21 protein-coding genes are annotated in these 21,009 nt (G+C 60.5%); 10 read left to right on the top strand and 11 right to left on the bottom strand.

The features are described 5' to 3' along the window. Positions 1–149 precede the first annotated feature (149 nt). Positions 150–1,478, top strand: coding sequence for a solute carrier family 23 protein (locus ACUXUR_RS08520; protein ID WP_445501912.1), 1,329 nt, complete (start codon positions 150–152; stop codon positions 1,476–1,478). A gap of 241 nt (positions 1,479–1,719) precedes the next feature. Further along, positions 1,720–2,580 carry an SDR family oxidoreductase gene (locus ACUXUR_RS08515; protein ID WP_445501911.1) on the top strand — a complete coding sequence of 287 codons (861 nt, stop codon included), beginning with the start codon at positions 1,720–1,722 and terminating at the stop codon, positions 2,578–2,580. 54 nt (positions 2,581–2,634) lie between these two features. Here ACUXUR_RS08515 and ACUXUR_RS08510 read toward each other — a convergent pair whose 3' ends face one another. Next, on the bottom strand, positions 2,635–2,838 hold the full coding sequence (locus tag ACUXUR_RS08510) for a hypothetical protein (protein WP_445501910.1): 204 nt from the start codon (positions 2,836–2,838) through the stop codon (positions 2,635–2,637). A gap of 197 nt (positions 2,839–3,035) precedes the next feature. Between ACUXUR_RS08510 and ACUXUR_RS08505 the strand changes: the two genes are divergently transcribed. Beyond that, on the top strand, positions 3,036–3,209 hold the full coding sequence (locus ACUXUR_RS08505) for a DUF1328 domain-containing protein (protein WP_009494036.1): 174 nt from the start codon (positions 3,036–3,038) through the stop codon (positions 3,207–3,209). 74 nt (positions 3,210–3,283) lie between these two features. Here the strand turns inward: ACUXUR_RS08505 and ACUXUR_RS08500 are convergent, their stop codons facing one another. Both ACUXUR_RS08500 and ACUXUR_RS08495 read right to left on the bottom strand, forming a co-directional pair. Next, entirely contained in the window at positions 3,284–3,823 is a 540-nt protein-coding gene (locus ACUXUR_RS08500) for a sigma-70 family RNA polymerase sigma factor (RefSeq protein ID WP_445501909.1), read from the bottom strand. Beyond that, entirely contained in the window at positions 3,820–4,035 is a 216-nt protein-coding gene (locus ACUXUR_RS08495; RefSeq protein ID WP_445501908.1) for a NepR family anti-sigma factor, read from the bottom strand. The genes ACUXUR_RS08500 and ACUXUR_RS08495 overlap by 4 nt, the downstream gene beginning before the upstream one ends. A gap of 182 nt (positions 4,036–4,217) precedes the next feature. Here ACUXUR_RS08495 and ACUXUR_RS08490 point away from each other — a divergent pair, with 182 nt between their 5' ends. The 5 genes from ACUXUR_RS08490 to ACUXUR_RS08470 all read left to right on the top strand — a co-directional run bounded on the left by ACUXUR_RS08490 (position 4,218) and on the right by ACUXUR_RS08470 (position 7,884). Then, positions 4,218–5,024, top strand: coding sequence for a response regulator (locus tag ACUXUR_RS08490; RefSeq protein WP_445501907.1), 807 nt, complete (start codon positions 4,218–4,220; stop codon positions 5,022–5,024). A gap of 292 nt (positions 5,025–5,316) precedes the next feature. Beyond that, positions 5,317–5,841 (top strand): hypothetical protein, encoded by a 525-nt coding sequence (locus ACUXUR_RS08485; RefSeq protein ID WP_445501906.1) that lies wholly within the window; start codon positions 5,317–5,319, stop codon positions 5,839–5,841. A 212-nt stretch (positions 5,842–6,053) separates the two neighbouring features. Further along, complete coding sequence (locus ACUXUR_RS08480; RefSeq protein WP_445501905.1) at positions 6,054–6,752, top strand: PRC-barrel domain-containing protein; 699 nt, start codon at positions 6,054–6,056, stop codon at positions 6,750–6,752. A 309-nt stretch (positions 6,753–7,061) separates the two neighbouring features. Next, positions 7,062–7,298 carry a hypothetical protein gene (locus ACUXUR_RS08475; protein WP_445501904.1) on the top strand — a complete coding sequence of 79 codons (237 nt, stop codon included), beginning with the start codon at positions 7,062–7,064 and terminating at the stop codon, positions 7,296–7,298. Between the two features lie 31 nt (positions 7,299–7,329). Beyond that, complete coding sequence (locus ACUXUR_RS08470) at positions 7,330–7,884, top strand: hypothetical protein (RefSeq protein ID WP_445501903.1); 555 nt, start codon at positions 7,330–7,332, stop codon at positions 7,882–7,884. A gap of 75 nt (positions 7,885–7,959) precedes the next feature. On the opposite strand, the gene ACUXUR_RS08465 is transcribed toward ACUXUR_RS08470, so the two are convergent. After that, a complete protein-coding gene (locus ACUXUR_RS08465) occupies positions 7,960–8,154 on the bottom strand; it encodes a con-10 family general stress protein (RefSeq protein WP_047192288.1) in 195 nt (64 codons plus the stop codon). A gap of 569 nt (positions 8,155–8,723) precedes the next feature. Here ACUXUR_RS08465 and ACUXUR_RS08460 point away from each other — a divergent pair. Next, a complete protein-coding gene (locus ACUXUR_RS08460; RefSeq protein WP_445501902.1) occupies positions 8,724–9,146 on the top strand; it encodes an HIT family protein in 423 nt (140 codons plus the stop codon). 100 nt (positions 9,147–9,246) lie between these two features. Here ACUXUR_RS08460 and ACUXUR_RS08455 read toward each other — a convergent pair whose 3' ends face one another. Then, a complete protein-coding gene (locus ACUXUR_RS08455) occupies positions 9,247–10,767 on the bottom strand; it encodes a glycerol-3-phosphate dehydrogenase (protein ID WP_445501901.1) in 1,521 nt (506 codons plus the stop codon). Positions 10,768–10,822: 55 nt separating this feature from the next. Then, positions 10,823–12,055, bottom strand: coding sequence for an MFS transporter (locus tag ACUXUR_RS08450; protein WP_445501900.1), 1,233 nt, complete (start codon positions 12,053–12,055; stop codon positions 10,823–10,825). Between the two features lie 292 nt (positions 12,056–12,347). Here ACUXUR_RS08450 and ACUXUR_RS08445 point away from each other — a divergent pair, with 292 nt between their 5' ends. Then, positions 12,348–13,835 (top strand): DEAD/DEAH box helicase, encoded by a 1,488-nt coding sequence (locus ACUXUR_RS08445; protein ID WP_445501899.1) that lies wholly within the window; start codon positions 12,348–12,350, stop codon positions 13,833–13,835. A gap of 291 nt (positions 13,836–14,126) precedes the next feature. Here ACUXUR_RS08445 and ACUXUR_RS08440 read toward each other — a convergent pair whose 3' ends face one another. The 5 genes from ACUXUR_RS08440 to ACUXUR_RS08420 are packed head-to-tail and all read right to left on the bottom strand — an operon-like array spanning position 14,127 to position 20,983. Beyond that, positions 14,127–15,023 (bottom strand): FkbM family methyltransferase, encoded by an 897-nt coding sequence (locus ACUXUR_RS08440; protein ID WP_445501932.1) that lies wholly within the window; start codon positions 15,021–15,023, stop codon positions 14,127–14,129. Then, positions 15,023–16,201 (bottom strand): ABC transporter permease, encoded by a 1,179-nt coding sequence (locus ACUXUR_RS08435; protein ID WP_445501898.1) that lies wholly within the window; start codon positions 16,199–16,201, stop codon positions 15,023–15,025. The genes ACUXUR_RS08440 and ACUXUR_RS08435 overlap by 1 nt, the downstream gene beginning before the upstream one ends. Continuing rightward, positions 16,198–17,217 (bottom strand): ABC transporter permease, encoded by a 1,020-nt coding sequence (locus ACUXUR_RS08430; RefSeq protein ID WP_445501897.1) that lies wholly within the window; start codon positions 17,215–17,217, stop codon positions 16,198–16,200. Before ACUXUR_RS08430 ends, ACUXUR_RS08435 begins: the two co-directional genes overlap by 4 nt. Further along, positions 17,214–19,118, bottom strand: coding sequence for an ABC transporter substrate-binding protein (locus ACUXUR_RS08425; protein WP_445501896.1), 1,905 nt, complete (start codon positions 19,116–19,118; stop codon positions 17,214–17,216). The genes ACUXUR_RS08430 and ACUXUR_RS08425 overlap by 4 nt, the downstream gene beginning before the upstream one ends. Next, on the bottom strand, positions 19,118–20,983 hold the full coding sequence (locus ACUXUR_RS08420) for an ABC transporter ATP-binding protein (RefSeq protein ID WP_445501895.1): 1,866 nt from the start codon (positions 20,981–20,983) through the stop codon (positions 19,118–19,120). The genes ACUXUR_RS08425 and ACUXUR_RS08420 overlap by 1 nt, the downstream gene beginning before the upstream one ends. Between the last annotated feature and the right edge of the window lie 26 nt (positions 20,984–21,009).

Below are 21,009 nucleotides of genomic sequence, written 5' to 3'. Positions count from 1 at the left end.
GTGAACGGGAAATGATGTGACCGCCGAATGGATCCCTGTCCAGAAACCAGGGCTCTGGAGCAGTTAATAAGTGATTCCAGGCGCTAGCTTTTCTTCCATGCCTGGCACTAGGGTGCCGCCTCAAGCGTCATTGTCTGGGGGATTAATAAATGGCCGATAATTACCTGCCTCGATGGACCTTGAAGACTGAAGGCACCATCATGCCCGACGAAAGGCTGCCGACGGGCCAGATGGTCGTCGTGGGCCTGCAGCATGTGGTGGCCATGTTCGGCGCCACGGTGCTGGCGCCCATCCTGATGGGCTTCGATCCGAATGTTTCCATCCTGTTTTCCGGCCTCGCGACCCTGATCTTCTTCTTCGTGGTCGGCGGCCGGGTGCCGAGCTATCTGGGCTCGAGCTTCGCCTTCATCGGCCCCGTTCTGGTCGCGACAGGCGCAACCGTCGGAAGCCCGAACCCGAATCTTCCCGTTGCGCTCGGCGGCATCATCGCGGCCGGTGCGCTCTATTTCCTGATCGGCCTCGTCGTTCAGATGGCGGGCCACCGCTGGATCGAGCGGCTCATGCCGCCGGTCGTCACCGGTGCCATTGTTGCCGCCATCGGTCTCGTGCTGGCTCCCATCGCCATCAACAGCGCTTCGGGTATCACGCCCGACAACGCAAACGGCTCCGACTTCGCCCGCTGGATCGCGCTCGCCACGGCTTTGTCCGTGGGCGTTGTCGCAGTCTATGCGCCGGGCATGGGGCGTCGTCTGCCCGTCCTGCTCGGTGGTGCCCTTGGCTACCTGATCTATTACATCTTCGCGAACCTCATGGGCTATGGAACGCCCATCGACTTCTCGAAGATCGGGCAGGCCGCCTGGTTCGGCCTGCCGTCCTTCCAGAGCCCCGTCTTCAATATGAAGGCAGTGAGCCTGATCGCGCCCGTGGCGATCATCCTGGTGGCCGAGAATCTCGGGCACATCAAGGCCATCGGCGCGATGACGGGCCGCAACCTCGATCCCTATCTCGGACGCGCCTTCATGGGCGACGGTCTGGCCACGATGCTCTCCGGCGCCGCCGGTGGCACGGGCATGACCACTTACGCAGAGAATATGGGCGTGATGGCCGTGACCCGCATCTATTCCACGCTGGTCTTCGTCATCGCCGCGGGATTCGCGCTGCTGCTCGGCCTCTCGCCGAAGTTCGGCGCCTTCATCAGCACCATTCCGGGTCCGGTGCTCGGCGGTCTGTCCATCGTGGTGTTCGGCCTCATTGCCGCAACGGCTGGCCGCATCTGGGTGGAAAACCGGGTCGATTTCTCGAATCCGCGCAATCTCATCACGGTGGCAGTCGCCTTGATCCTCGGCGCCGGCAATTTCAAGCTGAACGTTGCAGGCTTCACCCTCGATGGCATCGGCACGGCCACCTTCGGGGCGATCATTCTCTATCACATCTTGAATATAGGGATGTCTCGCACCGCCGAGCCTCCGCACGTCTAGCGCATCGTGCGGCCCCGAAGGGCCGCGTCAGCGAAAAGTGGATCCGGTTTTCCGCTCAAACGATGCGCTGCTTAGAAAGGAAGCATCAGATTGATCCCAAAAGTGCAAGTCCACTTTTCCTGTCCGATGCTCTAGGCGCAGGAACACGCTTTCGGAGCCCGCGTTGAGCCTCAACGCGGGCTTCTCCTTTTTCTGAAGGATCAGACCAGAGCCCGCATCACTCTCCAACAGGGATGTTGCCATGAGCTCCGAACAGAAGCAGACGCTTCCTCCGCAGGTGCAGGATCGGCAGCCCGGTCATGAGACCGAGATGAAGCCGAGGCCCGATTTCGAGCCGCGCTATCCGGGAAGCAACCGCCTTCAAGGCAAGACGGCTCTCATCACGGGCGGCGACAGCGGCATCGGACGCGCGGTGGCTGTTCTCTTTGCGCGGGAAGGCGCGAATGTCGCCATCCTTTATCTCGACGAAACCGAGGATGCGCAGGAGACCAAGCGTCTCGTGGAGAGGGAAGGAGGCACGTGCCTGACCATCGCCGGCGATGTGGGCGATCCTGCCTTCTGCCGTTCCGTCGTTGATCAGGTGATTCAACGCTTCGGCAAACTCGACATCCTCATCAACAACGCGGCGGAGCAGCATCCGAAGGGCGAGATTTCCGAGATCACGCCCGAGCAGATCGACCGCACCTTCCGGACCAATATCTTCGGCTATTTCTACATGACGCAGGCGGCAATGCCGCATCTGAAGAAGGGGGCCACGATCATCAACACCACCTCGGTCACGGCCTATCGCGGCAGCTCGGAGCTGCTGGATTACAGCGCGACCAAGGGGGCCATCGTCGCCTTCACGCGCTCGCTGGCGCAGAAGCTGGCGGAGCAGGGAATACGCGTGAACGGCGTTGCGCCGGGTCCGATCTGGACCCCGCTGATCCCGGCGACATTCTCTGCGGAAAAGGTGAAGAGTTTCGGCGCGAATACACCCCTCAAGCGCCCAGGCCAGCCGAACGAAGTCGCGCCGTCTTATCTGTTTCTTGCTTGTGAAGATGCGTCCTACATTACCGGTTCGATCCTGCATCCCAACGGCGGTGACCCAACGGAATCCTGATACGAAGAAGGCGGCTCATCGAGCCGCCTTTTTACTGGATATGAGAAGGGATCCTCAGCGGCGGCGACGCACGCGAACGGGGATTGCAGCGGGAGCCTGCACCGTAAGAGCGAAGAACAGCAGCACGGCGGAAAGCGACGCGCCGATCAGAAACACGACTTCCGCAACTTCAGCCTGCGACGCCATGCCCGTGATGCCTGCGAGCATAGTAAGAACCGTGAAGAGAACAAACGCGCGAAGGGCAACGGAACGGGTCATCGATATATCTCCCAAGTGTTTTGAAAAACGTGGATGGGAGAGCTGAGTTCCATACTCGTAAGACACCGAAAAATTACTTACGCCAGAGCTTGCGGAAACCCCATGCTTAAGTTTTTTCGGCGGAACCTCACAGCTGCGCTTGGCGTTGATTGAGCGTCATCGGCTGCAAGCTGATTTAATATTTGCGAGGTAACACCATGCTCGGTTGGGCTGTCACATTTCTCATCATCGCGCTGGTCGCGGCTCTGTTCGGTTTTGGCGGTATCGCCGGTACCGCTGTCGAGATTGCGAAGCTGATCTTCTTCGTTGCGATCGTGCTCTTCGCCATTTCGGCTGTCATCGGTCTCCTGCGCGGGCGAAGCCCCATGTAGGCCCCGTAAGCCCGTACGTACAGGGCTTATCCTCAAGTTGAAACGCCGCCTTCGGGGCGGCGTTTTTTTTAGGCTCAGCCCTGAAGGGCCGCGCGGGTCATGCTATCAGGACCCAGATCATCTATATCGTCCACGTTCAGGAGCGCGGCCAGGCGGATGCGTGCACGGTTCACACGGCTCTTGATGGTACCGACGGCACAGCCGCAGATGCGGGCGGCTTCCTCATAGGAAAAGCCGGACGCGCCGACCAGAAGCAGGGCTTCACGCTGGTCGGATGGGAGTCGGGAAAGGGCGGTGCGAAAATCCTCGAAATCGAGGTGCGATCCCTGCTGGGGCTGAACCTTCAGGCGTCTGGCATAGGAGCCGTCCGGATCTGCGATCTCGCGGCGGCGCTTGCGGTATTCGGAACGGAAGAGATTGCGCAGGATCGTAAAGAGCCAGGCATTCAGATTAGTGCCGCGCTCGAAACGGTGAAGGTTGGAGAGGGCTCGCAGGAGAGTATCTTGGACAAGGTCGTCTGCCTTGTCGACCTGACCGGAGAGCGAGATGGCAAAGGCGCGTAGACTGGGGACGGCAGCAAGAAGAGCCTCTCGCAGGTCAGGCTCGAGGGTCATTGCGACCCTTCCTTCTTTCTATCCAGTTGGTCCAGTAATTCTCTGAAGCGGTCAGGAACGGGCTGCTGCATCAATTCGTCGTACATGGCGCGGAGCTGGTCGCCGATACGCTTCTGGCTGCCACTGTCGAGTTTTGCCTTGGTCCCAAGCTTGTCGTTCAATGTTGTTCTCGGGAGCGCCCGAGCCAGCTTGTTCCCCTTATCACCTGTCATCTGATTCCCCTTGCTATCCCACTATATCATTAAGGGATAGCCAACCTTGGCAGTAGCTCTATACTCATTTTTGAGCAATAACGCTTGTTGTTAGTTACAGTTCCAGAATGGAACTTTTGCAGCTTTGCAGCGTTGAATGGTCCATCGGTACAACGAGTCATAAGCACAATAAGGGGAAGCGAATGTCGACAGCTCAGCTTGTCGTCCAGCACTTACCATACCTTCGCCGCTACGCACGCGCTCTCACAGGCAGCCAGATGGCTGGCGATGCCTATGTGGCTGCGACCCTTGAAACCCTGGTGAGCGAGCCTGAGACCATCGGCCCCTCCGGTAACGTCAAGGTCGAACTTTTCCAGGTTTTCACGCGCATCTGGAATTCGCTTTCCGTGAACGGACGCAGCGAGCAGATCCAGCGCGATCTCCCGGCGGAAGTCCGCTTGGGACAGATCACTCCGCTCCCTCGTCAGGCTTTCCTGCTTTCCTGCCTGGAAGGCTTCGGAGAGGAGGAGGTGGGCCAGATTCTCGACGTCGACACCAAGACGGTGCGCGAACTCGTCGATGAGGCGGGCCGTGAGCTCGCCGCCGACATGGCCACAGATATCCTCATTATCGAGGACGAGCCGCTGATCGCTATGGATCTCGAGGCACTGGTGGAAGGCCTTGGCCATAACGTGACGGGTGTCGCCCGGACGCGTAGCGAGGCTGTGAAGCTCGCCTCTACCAAGCAGCCAGGCCTGATCCTTGCCGATATCCAGCTTGCCGATGGCAGCTCGGGTCTCGACGCGGTCAACGATCTCCTGAAGTCCTTCGAGGTGCCGGTGATCTTCATCACCGCCTATCCGGAGCGCTTCCTGACCGGCGAGCGGCCCGAACCGGCCTTCCTTATCGCCAAGCCGTTCCAGCCGGCCAATGTCTCGGCCGTCATAAGTCAGGCCCTGTTCTTCCAGCAGAGCGCCAAGCGCCGTGAGCCCCGTGCCGCGACGGCCTGATCGTTCAAGCAGTTATGGCTAAGTAATCGCCCGGCTTTTTAGCCGGGCTTTTCTTTTGCCAGATTGTAATCGGCATAAAAAAGACGGGCTCTTAAAGCCCGTCTAAAGGTGCCGGCCAATGCACAAGGGGAATGCGGGGAGGACCAGGAGGCCGGTGCTTTTAGAACGCTGCTTGGAAAATAAAGGTTCCCACCTTTTTTCTTGGATTACCCTCATGTGGAGGTCCAGGAACATCAAACATGAGGCCGCGTTGTTTTCCCGAATGGTTCAGCTGAGAAGGCAGGGGACAGGGATGCTCCGCAACTCCACGACATTGTGCACTCTTACCGGGGCTGCTTTGCTGGCTGCCGGCATAGCCTTTGATGCCGGCATCGCGCCCCTGGCGCAGTCGCAGGAGTTTCTCAAGACAGCTCTCTTGAATGATCCTGCGGCTGCAAAGGGCGATCGGATGGTGCCGGCCCGACCTGCGAAGAATGCTGTGAGCATCTCCATTATCGAGATCGTCGGGCTCACCCATGCCACCGTCATCCTTCGAGGCAGCAACGGAGAGGTGCTCTACCGATCCGATCCACGCTCCGGCATCACGACAATGGCGAAGAACACCGATCTTCCCGTCCTGACGATGAAGGAGGATCTTCAGAGCCCTGCCGTGCAGCATCCGCCGGCCACTCATGGTGAGGGCAGCGATGAGGGGGCTCGCAAGCCCAAGCGCCAGACGCCTGTCGGCTGCATGGGCGATGTGAGCCCTCTGGCAAGCGCCAGCGCGAACAGAATGCCCAGCCTGTGCCTTGCTTCTCTGGGGCGGCCTTTGTCTTGAGATAGTTGAGGAGTTGTATGTTCTAGCAAGATGCAGAAAGAACTTAGATGAATAGGCTCCATGAACAAGTATTAATTTGTTTTCTGAACAAAACTTTAAATAGCAAAAATTTGAATACAGAAAAAATTGGAACGTAAGCGTAGGGCGGGGCGTTCCTCTTCTGCGCACTTTGGCGCATATCGCGATTCAATGGACATTAGGAGAACAATCCAATGCTGAAGAAGCATATGGCAGCTTGCCTTGTCGTAACGGCTTTCGCGGCTGCGCCCGCCTTCGCTCAGACCTCGCCTGCACCCTCCGCTCCAACCGATCGCCCGACCGCCTCGGGCTCCGGCTCGACGACTTCGGGCTCCCCGGCCATGCAGCCCGGCGCATCCGGCTCGTCGTCCATGGGCTCCTCCTCAACGGGCTCGTCGGCAATGAACCAGAGCGGGGGCATGCAGGGGCAGTTCATGACCAAGATGCAGCAGGGCCAGATGATGGCCTCTGATCTGATCGGCACGCGGGTCGTGAGCGCTAATAACGAGTCCATCGGCGACATCAACGACGTGATCGTGGACCGCAACGGTCAGGTCACGGCTGCCGTAGTCGGCGTGGGCGGCTTCCTGGGGATCGGTGAAAAGGATGTCGCCGTTCCGTTCCAGTCTCTCGAGTTCGCCACCAAGCAGCAGGCGAACGCCATGGGCAACAACGCCAGCGGCAACAACACCGTGACGACGACCGGCTCGACCGCCACGGGCAATGCGTCGGGTCAGAGTTCGGCCGCCTCGAACGAGCCGGAGCGCGTGATCCTTCGCATGACGAAGGCCGAACTCCAGGCGGCTCCGGCCTTCAAGTCCGATGGCGATAACGCAAATCGCTCGGATAGCAACGCGACCGGAAACACGACGACGACTGCTCCGAAGCAGTAAGCGTCATCGGCATCTGTCGATCTGCGGCGCCCCGATTCTCCGGGGCGCCTTTTCTTTTGGGTTGGAGATCCAGACAAAACAAAAGGCGCAGCCAAAAGAGGCTGCGCCTTGAAAGGGGCCGGCTCGAGGGGGCATTCGAACCGGTTGCTGGCACAACGCCTCAAAAGAGGAGGAGGTTCCAGAATTTTCCGCAAATTTTCCGGGGCTCGGTTTCTGCGCCGAGAGCAAGAGGGACGAACTTTCTGCCGCATAAGGAACCGGGCCGTTTCGGGCACGTTGCCGAAGCACAAGAAAGATGCGGAGATGACAATGACTGCCACCAATGAACTGGACGCAGCTCTTTGCCAGGAGGAACTGCCCGACGAATTCTCCCGGCTTGCCTCGAGTTCCTCCCCTCGTGAGAAGCCGAATGTGGCTGCCATGCTGAGCGGGATCGTGCCAGTCAGCCAGCAGGATGAGGTGACCTGTCCTCTCATGCTGAGGCGGCACCTTGTGGTCCAGGCTTGGTCCAGAGGCATGACCGCCGGCACTCAGCGCATTCTCTAGGATTCAAAAGCGTTCCAGGCGTGTTTGTTTGATGGCTGAAGCATCCTTGAATCCGATTGGGCACGACTCGGTTGCCGTCCTCTTTCATCCCAGCGCCGTGCCGGTGATGGATGTCTTTCGGTCAGTCGTAAGCCTGGAAGATCAGTACGATCTGACGCTCCTCGACGGTCCTGAGGAAATGTTGTCCACTTATCTCCGGCCGGGCTCTGCCAAGGGTATCGTTTCGGATGCCTTGCTGCTCGCCTTCGCCCTGACCCGGCAACGGGGAAGCGCTTTCGATCATCGGCCGCTCCGATCGCGGCATGGGAGCTTGCAGGAGTATTGCCTCATGATCGTGATCGGGGCAGCGCGTCAACCCGGTTCGGAGGTAGCTCGGGAGGCTGCAGCCATCCTCGGGGTGTCGCCGCTGCCGCTGGATCTCTTATCTGCTCTCGGAGGGGAACTCGCCCGGCAGATCGACCTTGGGGCCATTGTCTTTCCGGTCCCGAGCCTGCGCGAGTTCAGGGCCGTGATTGGGATTGAAGACGCGCAGATCGAGGCAATCGTCGAGGCATTCGACAAGCCCGGACGGCATTTCAGCTTTTGAGGAATTCGACTTTCATCTTTCGACAAGAATAAAGGGGCCGTCGAGCGGCCCCTTTTCAACGCAGAGTTACTATCTTTATTCCTGATTCCCACGGGTGTTGCCCGACGCCTGGCCGCCCTTGCGGCCCGCTTCGGAGGCAAGCTCTCGATCCTGCGAGAAAGACCGTTTCTCCGCAGGAACGCTCTTGCCGCCTTTGCTTGCAATTTCACGCTGGCGATCGGAATCCATGGACGCGAAACCGCGCTTCGAAGTTGAACTACTTGGCGCCATCTTATGCCTCCTTGACCAATGGTGTTCGTGGATGAACAACCACTCGCAAATTCGATGGTTCCGAGGGGGAGGGGGTAACCTTTGCAAAAAAGTTTTCATGAAAAAAAGCAATGTAGATGAAGAACGTTTTCCATTTTGATTGCCACGCTTAAATAATTGCGGCGATTTGTTGTTTGTACCTTTGATCGTAGAGGGTGATCGGCTACAAAAGAGCAGAGAAAAAGGAAAATTCTATTTAAGAAGTTGCCGCGATTACAGCGTGAGTATTTGGCTTCACCTGAGTCTAGAAAACGGGATCGCAAGTTTCTCGACTGTTGATCCGCTTGCAAAAACAGGCTGATTCAACTGCAATATTCTCTGGCGGGCTGTGCGTGACTATACGCCCGTTCAGGTTTGACTCTGCGACTTCACAGCCAAGCCATTATTGACTGAAGCCTGAGATTGCGATCTGGAGGTTCCATTCCTGTGAAATCGCGCGCCAGGAAAGGCCTTCAGACCCGTTCATGGGAGTGATTGGCTGGATGGCTCGGTGTATGAGTCTCATAAGCCCTGAATGATGAGAGGACAGGATGACCTACGACGACAACAACGTGTTCGCGAAGATCCTGAGAGGCGAGCTGCCGTGCCACAAGGTCTACGAGACCGGGCATGTGTTGGCCTTCATGGATATCATGCCCCGCGGCGACGGGCATGTGCTGGTCGTCCCCAAGGCGAAAGCCCGCAACATTCTGGATGCAAGGCCCGATGATGTCGCGGAGCTTTTCAAGGCCGTCCAGATCGTCGGCCGCGCGACCAAAGAAGCCTTCTCAGCCGATGGCCTGACGATCCAGCAGTTCAACGAGGGAGCAGGCGGGCAGGTCGTGTTTCACCTGCACGTGCACGTCATCCCCCGCTTTGAGGGCGTGCCTTTGAAGCCGCATACGGGCCAGATGGCAGACAACGGTGTGCTAGCCGGTTTTGCCGAGAAGATCCGGGCTGCTTTAAAGGCCTAATGATAGGAGGAGGGCGGCCTTCGGGCCGCCCTTCTGCGACATGTGCCGACTTCATGCGTCCTGAGGGGAAGGGTAGAACCGGTGATGCCCTACACACTTCCTACTGAGCCGCGATGGAGGCTGCTTTCTGACCGGCGATATAGGCGTCGATCCTGGCCGGAGCGTCGGCAGGCACATGCAGGCCGAGTTTCGAGCGTCGCCAGAGGATGTCCTCGGCCGTGCGCGTCCATTCGCGCCGCATGAGGTAATCAACTTCCGCCGCCGTGAGCCCCGCGCCGAAATCCTCGCCAAGGTCGTCCATGGAGGTGGCGGTGCCGAGCAGCTCGAGGATACGCGTGCCATAGGCGCGCGACAGGCGGTGGGCCAGCTGCTCAGGCAGGAAGGGCCAGCGGTGGCGCACGGTTGCGAGGAACTTGTCGAAGTCGGCGTCGATGATATCGCCGCCCGGCAACTTGGCGTCCTCCGTCCAGGACGGCTTCATATCCGGGAAGAAGGCCTTCAGCTCTTCGAGTGCGTGCTCCGAAAGCTTGCGGAACGTGGTGATCTTGCCGCCGAAGATGGACAGCACAGGAGCCTGGCCCTGTGGCGCGTCCATGTCGAACACGTAGTCCCGGGTCACGGCGGAGGCGTTGGAGGAGCCGTCGTCGAAGAGCGGACGCACGCCGGAATAGCTCCACACGACATCCGCCGGAGTGACCTGGCGTTTGAAGAAATGGTTCACGATGTTGCAGAGGTACTGCACTTCGTCCGGGCTGATCTCCACCTTCTTGTCCGGCACGGATTCGACTGGAATATCGGTGGTGCCGATGAGCGTGAACTTCTCCTGGTAGGGGATCGCGAACACGATGCGCTTGTCCGTGTTCTGCAGGATGAAGGCCTGCTCGGTATCGAAGAGCTTCGGCACCACGATATGGCTGCCCTTCACGAGGCGCACGTTCTTCGTGGTGTTGAGACCGAGCTTGGAATTGAGTACGTCGGCCACGAAGGGGCCGCCCGCATTGACGATTGCCTTGGCACGCATTTCCTGCGTCTTGCCGGTCTCCACATCCTGCAAAGTTGCGACCCAGATCTGACCATCGCGGCGGGCGGAGGTGAGCTTGGTGCGGACGCGGATGTCGGCGCCCTTCTCGAAGGCGTCGAGGGCGTTGAGCGCCACCATGCGGCTGTCCTCGACCCAGCAGTCGGAATAGACGAAGGCCGTGTCGAAGCCTGGCTTCAGGGCTCGGCCAGCCGGATGCCTGGTGAGGTGAATGGTCTCCGTTCCCGGCAGTTTCTTGCGCGGGGCGAGGTGGTCGTAAAGGAAGAGGCCGAGGCGCACGAACCAGGCCGGGCGGATGCCCTTCTCGTGAGGCAGGATGAAGCGCAGCGGCCAGATGATATGGGGCGCGGAGTTCAGCAGGCGCTCACGCTCGAACAACGCCTCGCGAACCAGGCGAAACTCGTAATATTCCAGGTAGCGCAGGCCGCCATGGATCAGCTTCGTCGAGGCGGAGGAGGTGTAGCCTGCCAGATCACCCTGTTCGCAGAGCACCACGGAGAGGCCCCGGCCCGCCGCATCGCGCGCGATGCCCGCGCCATTGATGCCGCCGCCGACGATGAGAAGATCAGTTACTGCCGTCACGGAACGAGTCTTTCCTCACAAACTAAGCAATTCTGTTCGTGAGCACATGAGTTCTTTAGCCGTCTAACGCAAGCGAATTTTCGGGGTTTTCACGACCCTTTTGCAACAACAGGACACACAGGAAGAACCCGAGCGAACAGAAGGACATGCCTAAGCACAGGATCATGACGGCGGCATAACTGCCCCACCAGGCCCAGAGCGCTCCGAACAGGAAGGGGGCGGCGGCGGTGGTCAGACGTACCGGCATGGCGATCATGCCCTGGACCATGCCGTAGCTCTCACGCCCGAACAGTTCTGGGGGAAGAAGGGCGCGGACAATGGTCATCATGCCGTTCGAGGCGCCGAAGAGGCCTGCGAAAATTGCCACCAGCCAGGAGCCAGGCGGCAGCAGGGGTAGGAGCCCGAAGGCGAGAACGCCGAGGACCAAGGTGACGATGCCGATGCCCTTCATACCGAAGGCCCGCTCGCCCAACGCCATGGTCATCCGCCCGGCCACCTGGGCTGGGCCGATGATGGAAAAGGCAATCACGGCCGTTTCCAGGCTGTAGCCCTTCTCGGTGAGAAGCGGGATCAGGTGGATTGGCAGTCCTGCCCCAATGAGGCCCTGGAGGATGGACGACGCCACGAAGCACCAGAACGAGGCCTTGAACAGCACATGGCGGGCACTGGGCGGGACGGGACGCGGCTGTCCGCCCGCATCCGGGGAGGATGCCTTGAGGGCCGGGGGGATCACGATCGCATGCACCATGGCGCAGATGACGAGATTGAAGGCGGCCAGGACGAGGAGCGCGTTGCGCCAGCCCATATGCTCGATGAGCAGGTGGGTGAGGGGGATGAAAACCGTGCCGGCAAATCCCGCCACCAGGGTCATGAAGGTGATGCCCCGCCGGGCCAGGAAGCCGAGCCTGCGAGCCAGAACCGCAAAGCTCGGCTCATAGAACACGCAGCTCATGGAAAGGCCCAAAGCCGCCCAGATCAGCACGAAGGCCGCGTAGCTCTCAACCCTCGACCAGAGCACCAGAAGAAGGGCAGCGAGAACCGAGCCGCCCGTCATCACCGTGCGGCCATAGCCTAGGTCGATGAGTCGCCCGACGGGGACGGCGAAGAAGGCGGACGTGCCCAATGCCAGGGAATAGGCCGCCGTCAGCTCGGACTTGCCCCAGCCGAGTTCGTGACCCATCGGATCGACGAAGAGGGCGAAGGCGTAGAAGATCGTGCCGTAGGAGATCAGCACGGTGAGCGAAAGGGAAGAAACGAAGGCCCAGGGCATGCGGGCAGGGGAGGACATGGATTCATTCTTACGGCGTTACAGGCCCTTATGTCAGCCTTCGAGGTTGACGGATAGACCTTTAACCCTCATATGAACAGCACGGCGTCAGCGCTCGACCACGAGCCGCTTGAGCGGGACTGCGTGACGGAAATTCGCTTCTTGAAGCGAAAGCCCGGTCCCCTTCTTCAATCGCTTGACCCATACGATAGCCCCATCACGCGGGTTGTCGCCTTGAGAGCCCTGAAGCGCCTTAGCTTAAGAAAAGCCGAACCTGCTTTGCGGCTCACCGCATCCGTTCGAAAGATACACTTTGACACTCTTCACCGATTTCGGATTGGCCCAGCCGATCCTGAAGGCCTTGGCTGCTGAGGGCTATGAGAAGCCCACACCCATCCAGGCCCAGACCATCCCCTATGCCATGGAAGGCCGAGACGTCTGCGGCATCGCCCAGACCGGCACCGGCAAGACGGCGGCCTTCGCGCTGCCGATCCTCCACCGCCTGTCGCAGAATCCGAAGCCGCGTCAGCGCAAGAGCGCACGCGTGCTCGTGCTGAGCCCCACCCGCGAGCTTGCCGGCCAGATCGCCGACAGCTTCAAGGCCTATGGCCGCAACCTCAAGCTCTCCACCACGGTGGTGTTCGGCGGCGTCACCATCTCCCGCCAGGAGAAGGAGCTTGCAAATGGCGTCGACATCCTCGTCGCCACGCCCGGACGCCTGCTCGATCTCGTGGACCGCAAGTCGCTGACGCTGCGCGACGTTGAGATCCTCGTCCTCGACGAGGCGGACCAGATGCTCGATCTCGGCTTCATCCATGCGCTCAAACGCATCGTGACCTTGCTGCCGAAGGAGCGCCAGAGCCTGTTCTTCTCGGCCACCATGCCGAAGACCATCTCGACGCTGGCCGATTCCTTCCTGTGCGATCCGGCCCATGTGGCGGTGACCCCCGTCGCCACCACCGCAGAGCGCGTGGAGCAGAGCGTCATCTTCGTACCGACGAACCGCAAGCAGGTTCTGCTCGAAACCCTCCTGCGCGATCCGTCCATTGACCGCGTGCTCGTCTTCACCCGTACCAAGCATGGCGCGGACAAGGTGGTGCGCGGCCTCGACAAGGCCGGCATCGTGGGTGCCGCCATTCACGGCAACAAGTCACAGCCGCAGCGCGAGCGTGCGCTTGCCGGGTTCCGTGACGGCTCTTGCCGCGTGCTGGTCGCCACCGATATCGCCGCGCGCGGTATCGACGTCGAAGGCGTGACGCACGTCATCAACTACGACCTGCCGAACGTGCCGGAATCTTACGTCCATCGCATCGGTCGCACCGCGCGTGCCGGAGCGACGGGTCTTGCGATCTCGTTCTGCAACGACGAGGAAAAGGCATACCTGAAGGACATTGAGAAGCTGACGCGCCTGAAGGTGCCGGTCATGCCGCTGCCGGAAGGGCTTCCCGCAGCTCCGGCGGCATCGGAGTCCTCTGAGCGCCGCGAGCCGCAACGTGGCCGTCCGGCTCCGCATGCCCGCGGGCATCAGGGTCATGGCCAGCCGCGCAGCGCCGATCCGAACGCGGAAAAAGGCCCGAAGCGCCGTCGCCGTAGCGGCAAGCCGGGAGGCGGTCAGCCGCAAGGTGGGCATCCCGCAGTCAACCAATCGCGTCCTGCGCATGGCCAGAAGCCCGCTCAGGGGCAGCGTCCGCAGCAGGGACAAAGACCTGCTCAGGCGAAGTCTGCGCCCAGCCGTCCAGAGGGGCGCCGTGGAGACGGGGCTCAGGTCGCATGGCTCGAAAAGAGCCCGCGTCGTCGCTAAGAGAATAATACAAACAAAAAGGGCGCCTCAGGGCGCCCTTTTTGTTGATGAGGCGATGCACTCGCTCACTCCTTGCGTTTCCCTCCCCCTTGTGGGGAGGGGTAGGGGTGGGTGACCGGGTGAGCGATGGAATTCGGTCACTTACGTCATCACCGGCCTCGTGCCGGTGATCCCGATTGCTTGGAGCACTGCGCTTTTCTGGTCGACATGGCCGGGACAAGCCCGGCCATGACAGTAGAACTGTTGTGGCGTCAGGATGATGGCAGCGCTCTGACTTTGCGACTCCCACCCTCAATCCCTCCTCACAACGGGGAGGGGAGATAGCGTGCCCAGTTCTGTATAGGCGACCGATTTGTCCCGAGTAGGGGATGAGATCAGGCCCTTTCTCAACGGCGAGTTCGCATTGAAGAGCGAGGGCGCGAGCAGATGCGCCACACGTCCTGCCACGAACAGGACGTTGAACTGCTTGTCGCCATATTCCCGATCGCGTGCCACGGGCACGAAGCCCGCCTTCAAGAGCGTGTCGGCGACACCGTCTGCGCTGCCGCCTTTCTGCCAGAAGGGGAAGGTCTCGCATTCGATGAAGACGGCGAGCGTCTGATATAGAATGCCCGATGCTCCCGCCAGAACACGTTCGGCCGCGCCCTCGACATCGATCCAGAGGAAGAAGCTCTGATCTCTGGCATCCAGACGATTCCTGAAGAGGCTATCGAGCGTATGCGTCTCGACCTCGTAATCGTCATAGGCCATCTCTTCGTTGCGCAGCAGAAGCGATGTCTTACCCTCGTGCTGACCGCGCGGCGCATGGACCGTGATGCGACCATCGGAATCCGACACGGCAAGATTGCGGTAGTCGATGCCATGAGCTGAGAGCGCCTCTCGATGGCGCGCATGGGTCTTGGGATTGGCCTCGAAGGCGATGACCTCGCAGTTCGGAGCCTTGTCGCGCACGGCCAGTGAAAGAGAGCCATCGAGTGCGCCGATATCGCAGACCACATCGGGCTTCAGAAGATCGATGAGATGCAGGAACGCGGCTCGCAAAGCCGCATGACCCTCCGCACCTTTCGGAGCCGAGGACAGCACGTTGACGTCCCGCATCAGCACAAAGGACACGGCGTGGTTCAGACGCGTGATTCCGAGCCAGTCGGCGAGCCGCTTTTTCAGGCGCTCCAGCACGTCATGTCCCATCAATGATATGGATCCGCCGCATCGCGCAGGCCGTCGCCCATGAAGTTGAAGGCGAGCACCACCACGATCACAGGCACCATGGGAAAGAGGAGCCACGGATGGAGCTGCACGGCGGCGAGGTTCTGCGCCTCGTTGAGCAGCACGCCCCAGCTCGTGACCGGTGGGCGAAGGCCGAGGCCAAGGAAGGAGAGGGCGGTTTCGCCGAGGATCATGGAGGGGATCGAGAGCGTCGCGGAGGCGATCAAGTGGCTCATGAAGTTCGGGATGAGATGGCGTGCGATGATGCGCTGCTTGGAAGCGCCCATCAGCTCTGCCGCCTTCACGAAATCCTCTTCGCGCAAGGCGAGCAGCTTCGAGCGCACGGCACGCGCCAGACCTGGCCAGTCGAGGAGGCCCAGAATGATCGTGATGCCGAAGAAGACGAGGATCGGGCTCCAGTTCGGCGGCAGTGCAGCGGAAAGCGCGAGCCACAGGGGCAGTTCCGGCAAGGAGCGCAGGATCTCGATCATGCGTTGGATCACGTGATCGACCCAGCCGCCGAGATAGCCCGCGAGACCTCCGAAGAAGAGACCGAGCGTGAAGGACACCGCAATGCCGATAATGCCGATGGTGAGCGAGATGCGCGCGCCATAGATGATGCGCGAGAACATGTCCCGACCCAGCCGATCCGTGCCGAGAAGGAACATCGTGCCGTTCTCAGGCGGGCAAACGAGATGCACATTCGTGTTCCAGACGCCCCAGAGTTCGTAAGCGTCATCCCGGCAGAAGAAGCGGATCGGCTGCGGCTGGGATTTATCGACCGTGTAGACGCGCCGGAATGTCTCGAGATCGAAGGTGAACTTGTACGGATAGACGAAAGGCCCGACGAGGCGGCCCTCATGCATCAGGTGGATCGGCTGCGGCGGCGCATAGAGGAAGTCGCCGTGCCGTTTCGTCTGGTTGTAGGGTGCGATAACCTCTACGAAGGGCACGATGAGATAGAAGACGAGCAGCACGAAGGCGGCTGCCAGGGCGACCTTGTGGCGGCGGAACTTCCACCACATGAGCTGCCAGGACGAGGCGCGGTAGAAGCTCTCGTTCTCGGTGCCGATGGGCTCCGTCGTACCCGGATCGAAGGGACTCGGATCGATGTAATGGCGCTTGGAGGAAGGATTCGTGGACGGAAGGGCCGTGCTCATCGCCCGCCTCCCATGCGGATCCGCGGATCGATCCAGGCAAGGAGCAGGTCGGAAATCAGCATGCCGACTACGGTGAGCACCGCGACGAACATCAGGATGAAGCCGGCGAGAAACTGATCCTGGTTCTTCAACGCGCTGAGCAGAATGGGGCCGACCGTCGGCAGGCTCAACACCAGCGAGACCAGAACCGAGCCCGAGACGAGATGCGGCAGAAGGTTGCCGATATCCGCGATGAAGGGATTGAGAGACATGCGGAAGGGATATTTCAAGAGCGCCTTCGTGGGCCCAAGTCCCTTGGCCTTCGCCGTCACGTAATATTGCTTGCCGAGTTCATCGAGCAGATTCGCGCGCATCCGCCGGATCATGGAGGCCGTTCCGGCAAGTCCGATCACAATGGTCGGCACGATGAGATGCGCAAGGAAGGACTGGATCTTGGGCCAGGTCCAGGGCTCGCCAGCGAATTTCGCATCGTAGAGGCCGCCGATGGAAATGCCGAACCAGCGGTTCAGGTAATAGAGCAGGATCAGGGCGAGTAGGAAACTCGGTGTCGCAAGCCCGATATAGCCGATGAAGGTCGCCAGATAATCGCCGATCGAATATTGCCGGGTGGCTGAGTAGATCGCGATGGGGATCGAGACGACGTGGATGAAGATCACCGCCGCGAAATTGACGAGAAGCGTCAACCACAAGGCGTCTCCCACCACGTCCACAACGGGTTTGTCATATTCGAACGACCATCCCCAATCGCCCTGCAGCAGGCCGGAGAAGCCGTTGGGGCCGGGCATCACGCCGATCCAGATCAGGTACTGCTCCCAGGCCGGCCGGTCGAGAGCGTATTGCTTCATCAGAAATTCGGCTTTGGTAATGGAGGCGTTATCGTTCTGCGCGCGCAATTCGTAGATCAGGTTGGAGAGGAAGTCTCCCGGCGGCAGCTTGATGATGAAGAACACCAGCGCCGAAATGATGACGAGCGTGACGGCCATAGTGACGAGGCGACGCAACAGAAAGCGGATCATCGGCGGGCCTCTTTGCTGGCGGCCTTGTTCCAGTAGATTTGGTCGACCCGGTAGAGGCCGAGCATGGCCGTGGGCTCCCAGCTGTAGAGCGCCTTCGCCGGCAGTCCCAGCAGGCCGTTGCGGACCACGATGGGCTGCAGAGCACCGGCCACCGTGCCGATCACCCATTGGTTCTCGGCATGGTTGCGCAGCATTTCCCGCCATACCTTGTCCTGCACGGCCTCATCGCCGGTCGCCATCCAGGTATCGTAGAGCTCCGAAAGACGCTTGGCTTCGGGCAAATCGATCGCCTCGCCGTTCATGCCCTTGGTCTCGACATATTGGCCCCATTTCGGCCAGGAGTAATTGTCCTGGCGCATGGGGGCGAACTCCGTCGGCGGCATGATGGCGGTGGGGATAGCATTATCGAAGCCGGGGGCCGCCACCATCACCGTGAGCCCTGCAAAAGCGCGATTGCGCAAAACCGTGCGGTCCTGCGGCTTTACGAAAAGCCTCACGCCGATCTCGCGCCAGAACTCGCTGATGAGGGTCAGCCCATCCACCACGAGGCTGCTCTCGCCATCCGTCTCGACGATGATCTCGAGCTCGCGCCCATCCGGCAGCAGGCGAAATCCCGCGCCGTTGCGTTCTGTCAGGCCGATCTCGTCGAGAAGCCGCGAGGCTTGCGCCGGATCGTATTGCGCATTCAACGTGCGCAGTTCTGCGGAGAAGAGGGGGCTTTCAGGCACCACTGTGTTGTTGCCTTCGGTGCCGAGACCGAAGAGCAGGGCGTTGTTCAATGTCTTGCGATCGATTCCGAGTGACAAGGCGCGGCGGAAGCGGACATCGCGATTGAGCTGGCGCCAGACAGGATCAACCGTATTGAGGTTGGGATAAAGCGCCAGCTCCGTGCCGCGTGCATAGGGCCAGATCAGGGTCTTGTAGCCGTGGACCCTCTCGCCTTCTTTCAGCACCGGAATGTCGCCCATGGAGACGCCGCGGAACAGAAGATCCGTTTCGCCGGCATTCGCCTTGGCGGCGAAGAGGCCGCCGGCGGACACATCCATGATGATGCGGTCGATATAGGGAAGCTGGTGTCCCTGCTTGTCGATGCGGTGGTAATAGGGGTTGCGTTCGAAGACGAAGCGGTTCGCAGGGGCCGCGTTCGTTACACGCCATGGCATGAGGGTCGGCAGATCCGGATTCGTCTGCTCCTTCATGTCGTCCATGCGGTTATGAAGAGCAGCCCAGGATTTCAGCTTCTGCTGTTTCGCCTTTTCCTCCAAGGCGGCCTTGTCGGCATATTTTGCGTGGAACTGCTTGAGATATTTCGAGGCTCTGTAGATGGCGGGATCGAGCGCACCTGCAAGCTGCGGCAGGAAGCGTGGGTTAGGCTTATCCCAGCTGTAACGGACTGTCCGCTCGTCGATGACTTCAAAGCGTGGCGGCTTTCCATCCACCAGCATGAATTCGGGAGGCCCTGCGGGCGATAGATCCTTGTTATGCGCGATGTCTTCCCAATAGTAGCGGAAGTCTTCCGCCGTGAAGGGGGTGCCGTCAGACCAGCGATGACCTGCGCGTAGGACAAAAGTGAAGACCTTGTCGTCCTGATTATCGAATTTTTCGAGCAAATCGGGCTGGAGCTGCAGGTTTCTGTCGTAGCCGACGAGGCGGGTGTAGGAATAGGTTGAGATATAGCGGATGTCGCGGGCGCGGGGGACGAGCGTCACGATGTCTCCGCCTGGCTGGCCTTGGCCCTCGATCACGAGCGGTGCCGATGGGACGCGTTCGGCGATGGGCGGGAGATTCTTTGCGTTGTCCTTGAAGAACGGCGTTTCCTGCAGGTCCTGTGCCGCAACCGGCAGCGCGAGAAGGCTGCATACAAGGGCGAGAACCTGAGGCTTCATTGGAAACCGGATCATCACGCCGCCTCCTGCGCCGTTACGCGGCCCATCCGAATTTTGTGGCCGGGCTCGATCTCCTTCATCACGCCAAACTCGCCATTCGGAATGCGGAACGGCTCGGGCCATTCGGCCGGATTGGAGAAGCGGTCTGCCCGCAGCTTTGCGAAATCGAGCGGTCGGTCGATGTCCGGGTCCGGCACTGCTGCGAGAAGCGCTTGCGTGTAGGGGTGAACCGGATTGCGGAAGAGGGAGGATTTCGGCGCTTCCTCGACGATATAGCCTCGGCACATCACCGCGATGGTGTCGGCAATGTAATCCACCACTGCGAGATTGTGGGATACGAAGAGGTAGGACAGCCCAAGCGCCGATTGCAGATCTTTCAAGAGGTTCAGAACCTGCGCCTGCACGGATACATCGAGAGCAGAGACCGGCTCGTCACACAACAGCACACGCGGCTCCAGTGCAAGCGCGCGTGCGATGCCCAGACGCTGGCGCTGACCGCCGGAGAAGGAATGTGGGTAGCGCCTCAGCGAGCGCTGGTCGAGTCCCACCATGTCGAGCAACTGCTTGACGCGCTGATAGCGTTCGTCCGGCGTACCGATGTTGTGGATGCGCAGGGGCTCGGTCAGGATCTCGTAGACCGTCATGCGCGGATTGAGTGACGAGAACGGATCCTGAAAGATGAATTGCACCGAGCGGCGATAGTTCGTCAGGTCCTCGCCTTCGAGTCGGTGCACGTCTTTCGGTCCTGTGCCATCATCGAACAGCACGCGCCCGGCATCGGGTTCGAGCGCACGCATGATCATTTTCGATACGGTGGTCTTACCGCAGCCCGATTCACCCACCAGACCCAGCGTCCTGCCGGCGGGGAGTTTGAGATCGACCTCGTTCACGGCACGGATCATTCTCGGCTTGCCGAAGAACCGGCCGGAACGCAGCGTGAAGCATTTCGTCAAACCTTCGGCCTTGAGAATGGGGCCTTGGGGTTGCGGCCGCTCAGGCGCATGGATTCTTGCGAGCGTTGCGCTCTTCACTTCGCGGATCGGGGTCAGACGCTCGTTCTCCGCCATCGCGAAGCGCGGCACGGCACGCATGAGCGCCTGCAGATAGGGATGCTGCGCATGGCGGAAGATCTCTTCGCGGGTGCCTGCCTCCATGATCCGACCGCGATACATGACGACCACGTCGTCAGCCACGTTCGCGACCACGCCGAGATCGTGCGTGATCAGCAGCACTGACATGCCGGTCTCGGCCTGAAGCTCCTTGATGAGATCGAGGATCTGGGCCTGCGTCGTCACGTCGAGGGCCGTGGTCGGCTCGTCCGCGATCAGAAGAGAGGGGCGCGTAATCAGCGCCATGGCGATCATGGCGCGTTGGCGAAGACCGCCGGAAAGCTCGAAGGGATAGGTGCGAAGCGCCCGCTTCGGATCGGGAAAGCCGACGCGCGCCAAAACCTCCATGGTGCGCTGCAGCGCCTCGGCCTTGCTCGCATCCGCATGGATCAGGAGCGCTTCCGAAATCTGATCGCCGATGGTGTGCAGCGGCGAGAGAGAAGTCATCGGTTCCTGGAAGATCATGGCGATGCGCCCGCCGCGAAGCAGGTGCATGGCCTCGCCCTCGGGTCTGAGGGCGGCGATGTCGATGGGGACCTGAAGCGCAGGATCGTTGAAGATGATCGAGCCGCCGGTGATCCGTGCCTTCTTCGAGAGGATCTGGAGAATGGCCTGGGCAGTCACCGACTTGCCGGAGCCGGATTCCCCCACGAGCGCCACGGTCCTGCCCTTCGGGATATCGAAGGTCAGGCCGTCTACCGCCCGGAAGTCTCCGGTATCGGTATGAAAATCGACCGTCAGCTGACGGATCGACAGGAGCGGCGCTTCCATGAGTGTCTCCAACGGGCTCTCATCAT

This window comes from Microvirga medicaginis, from assembly GCF_052658925.1.
This window is presented reverse-complemented; position numbering and strand designations above follow the sequence as displayed.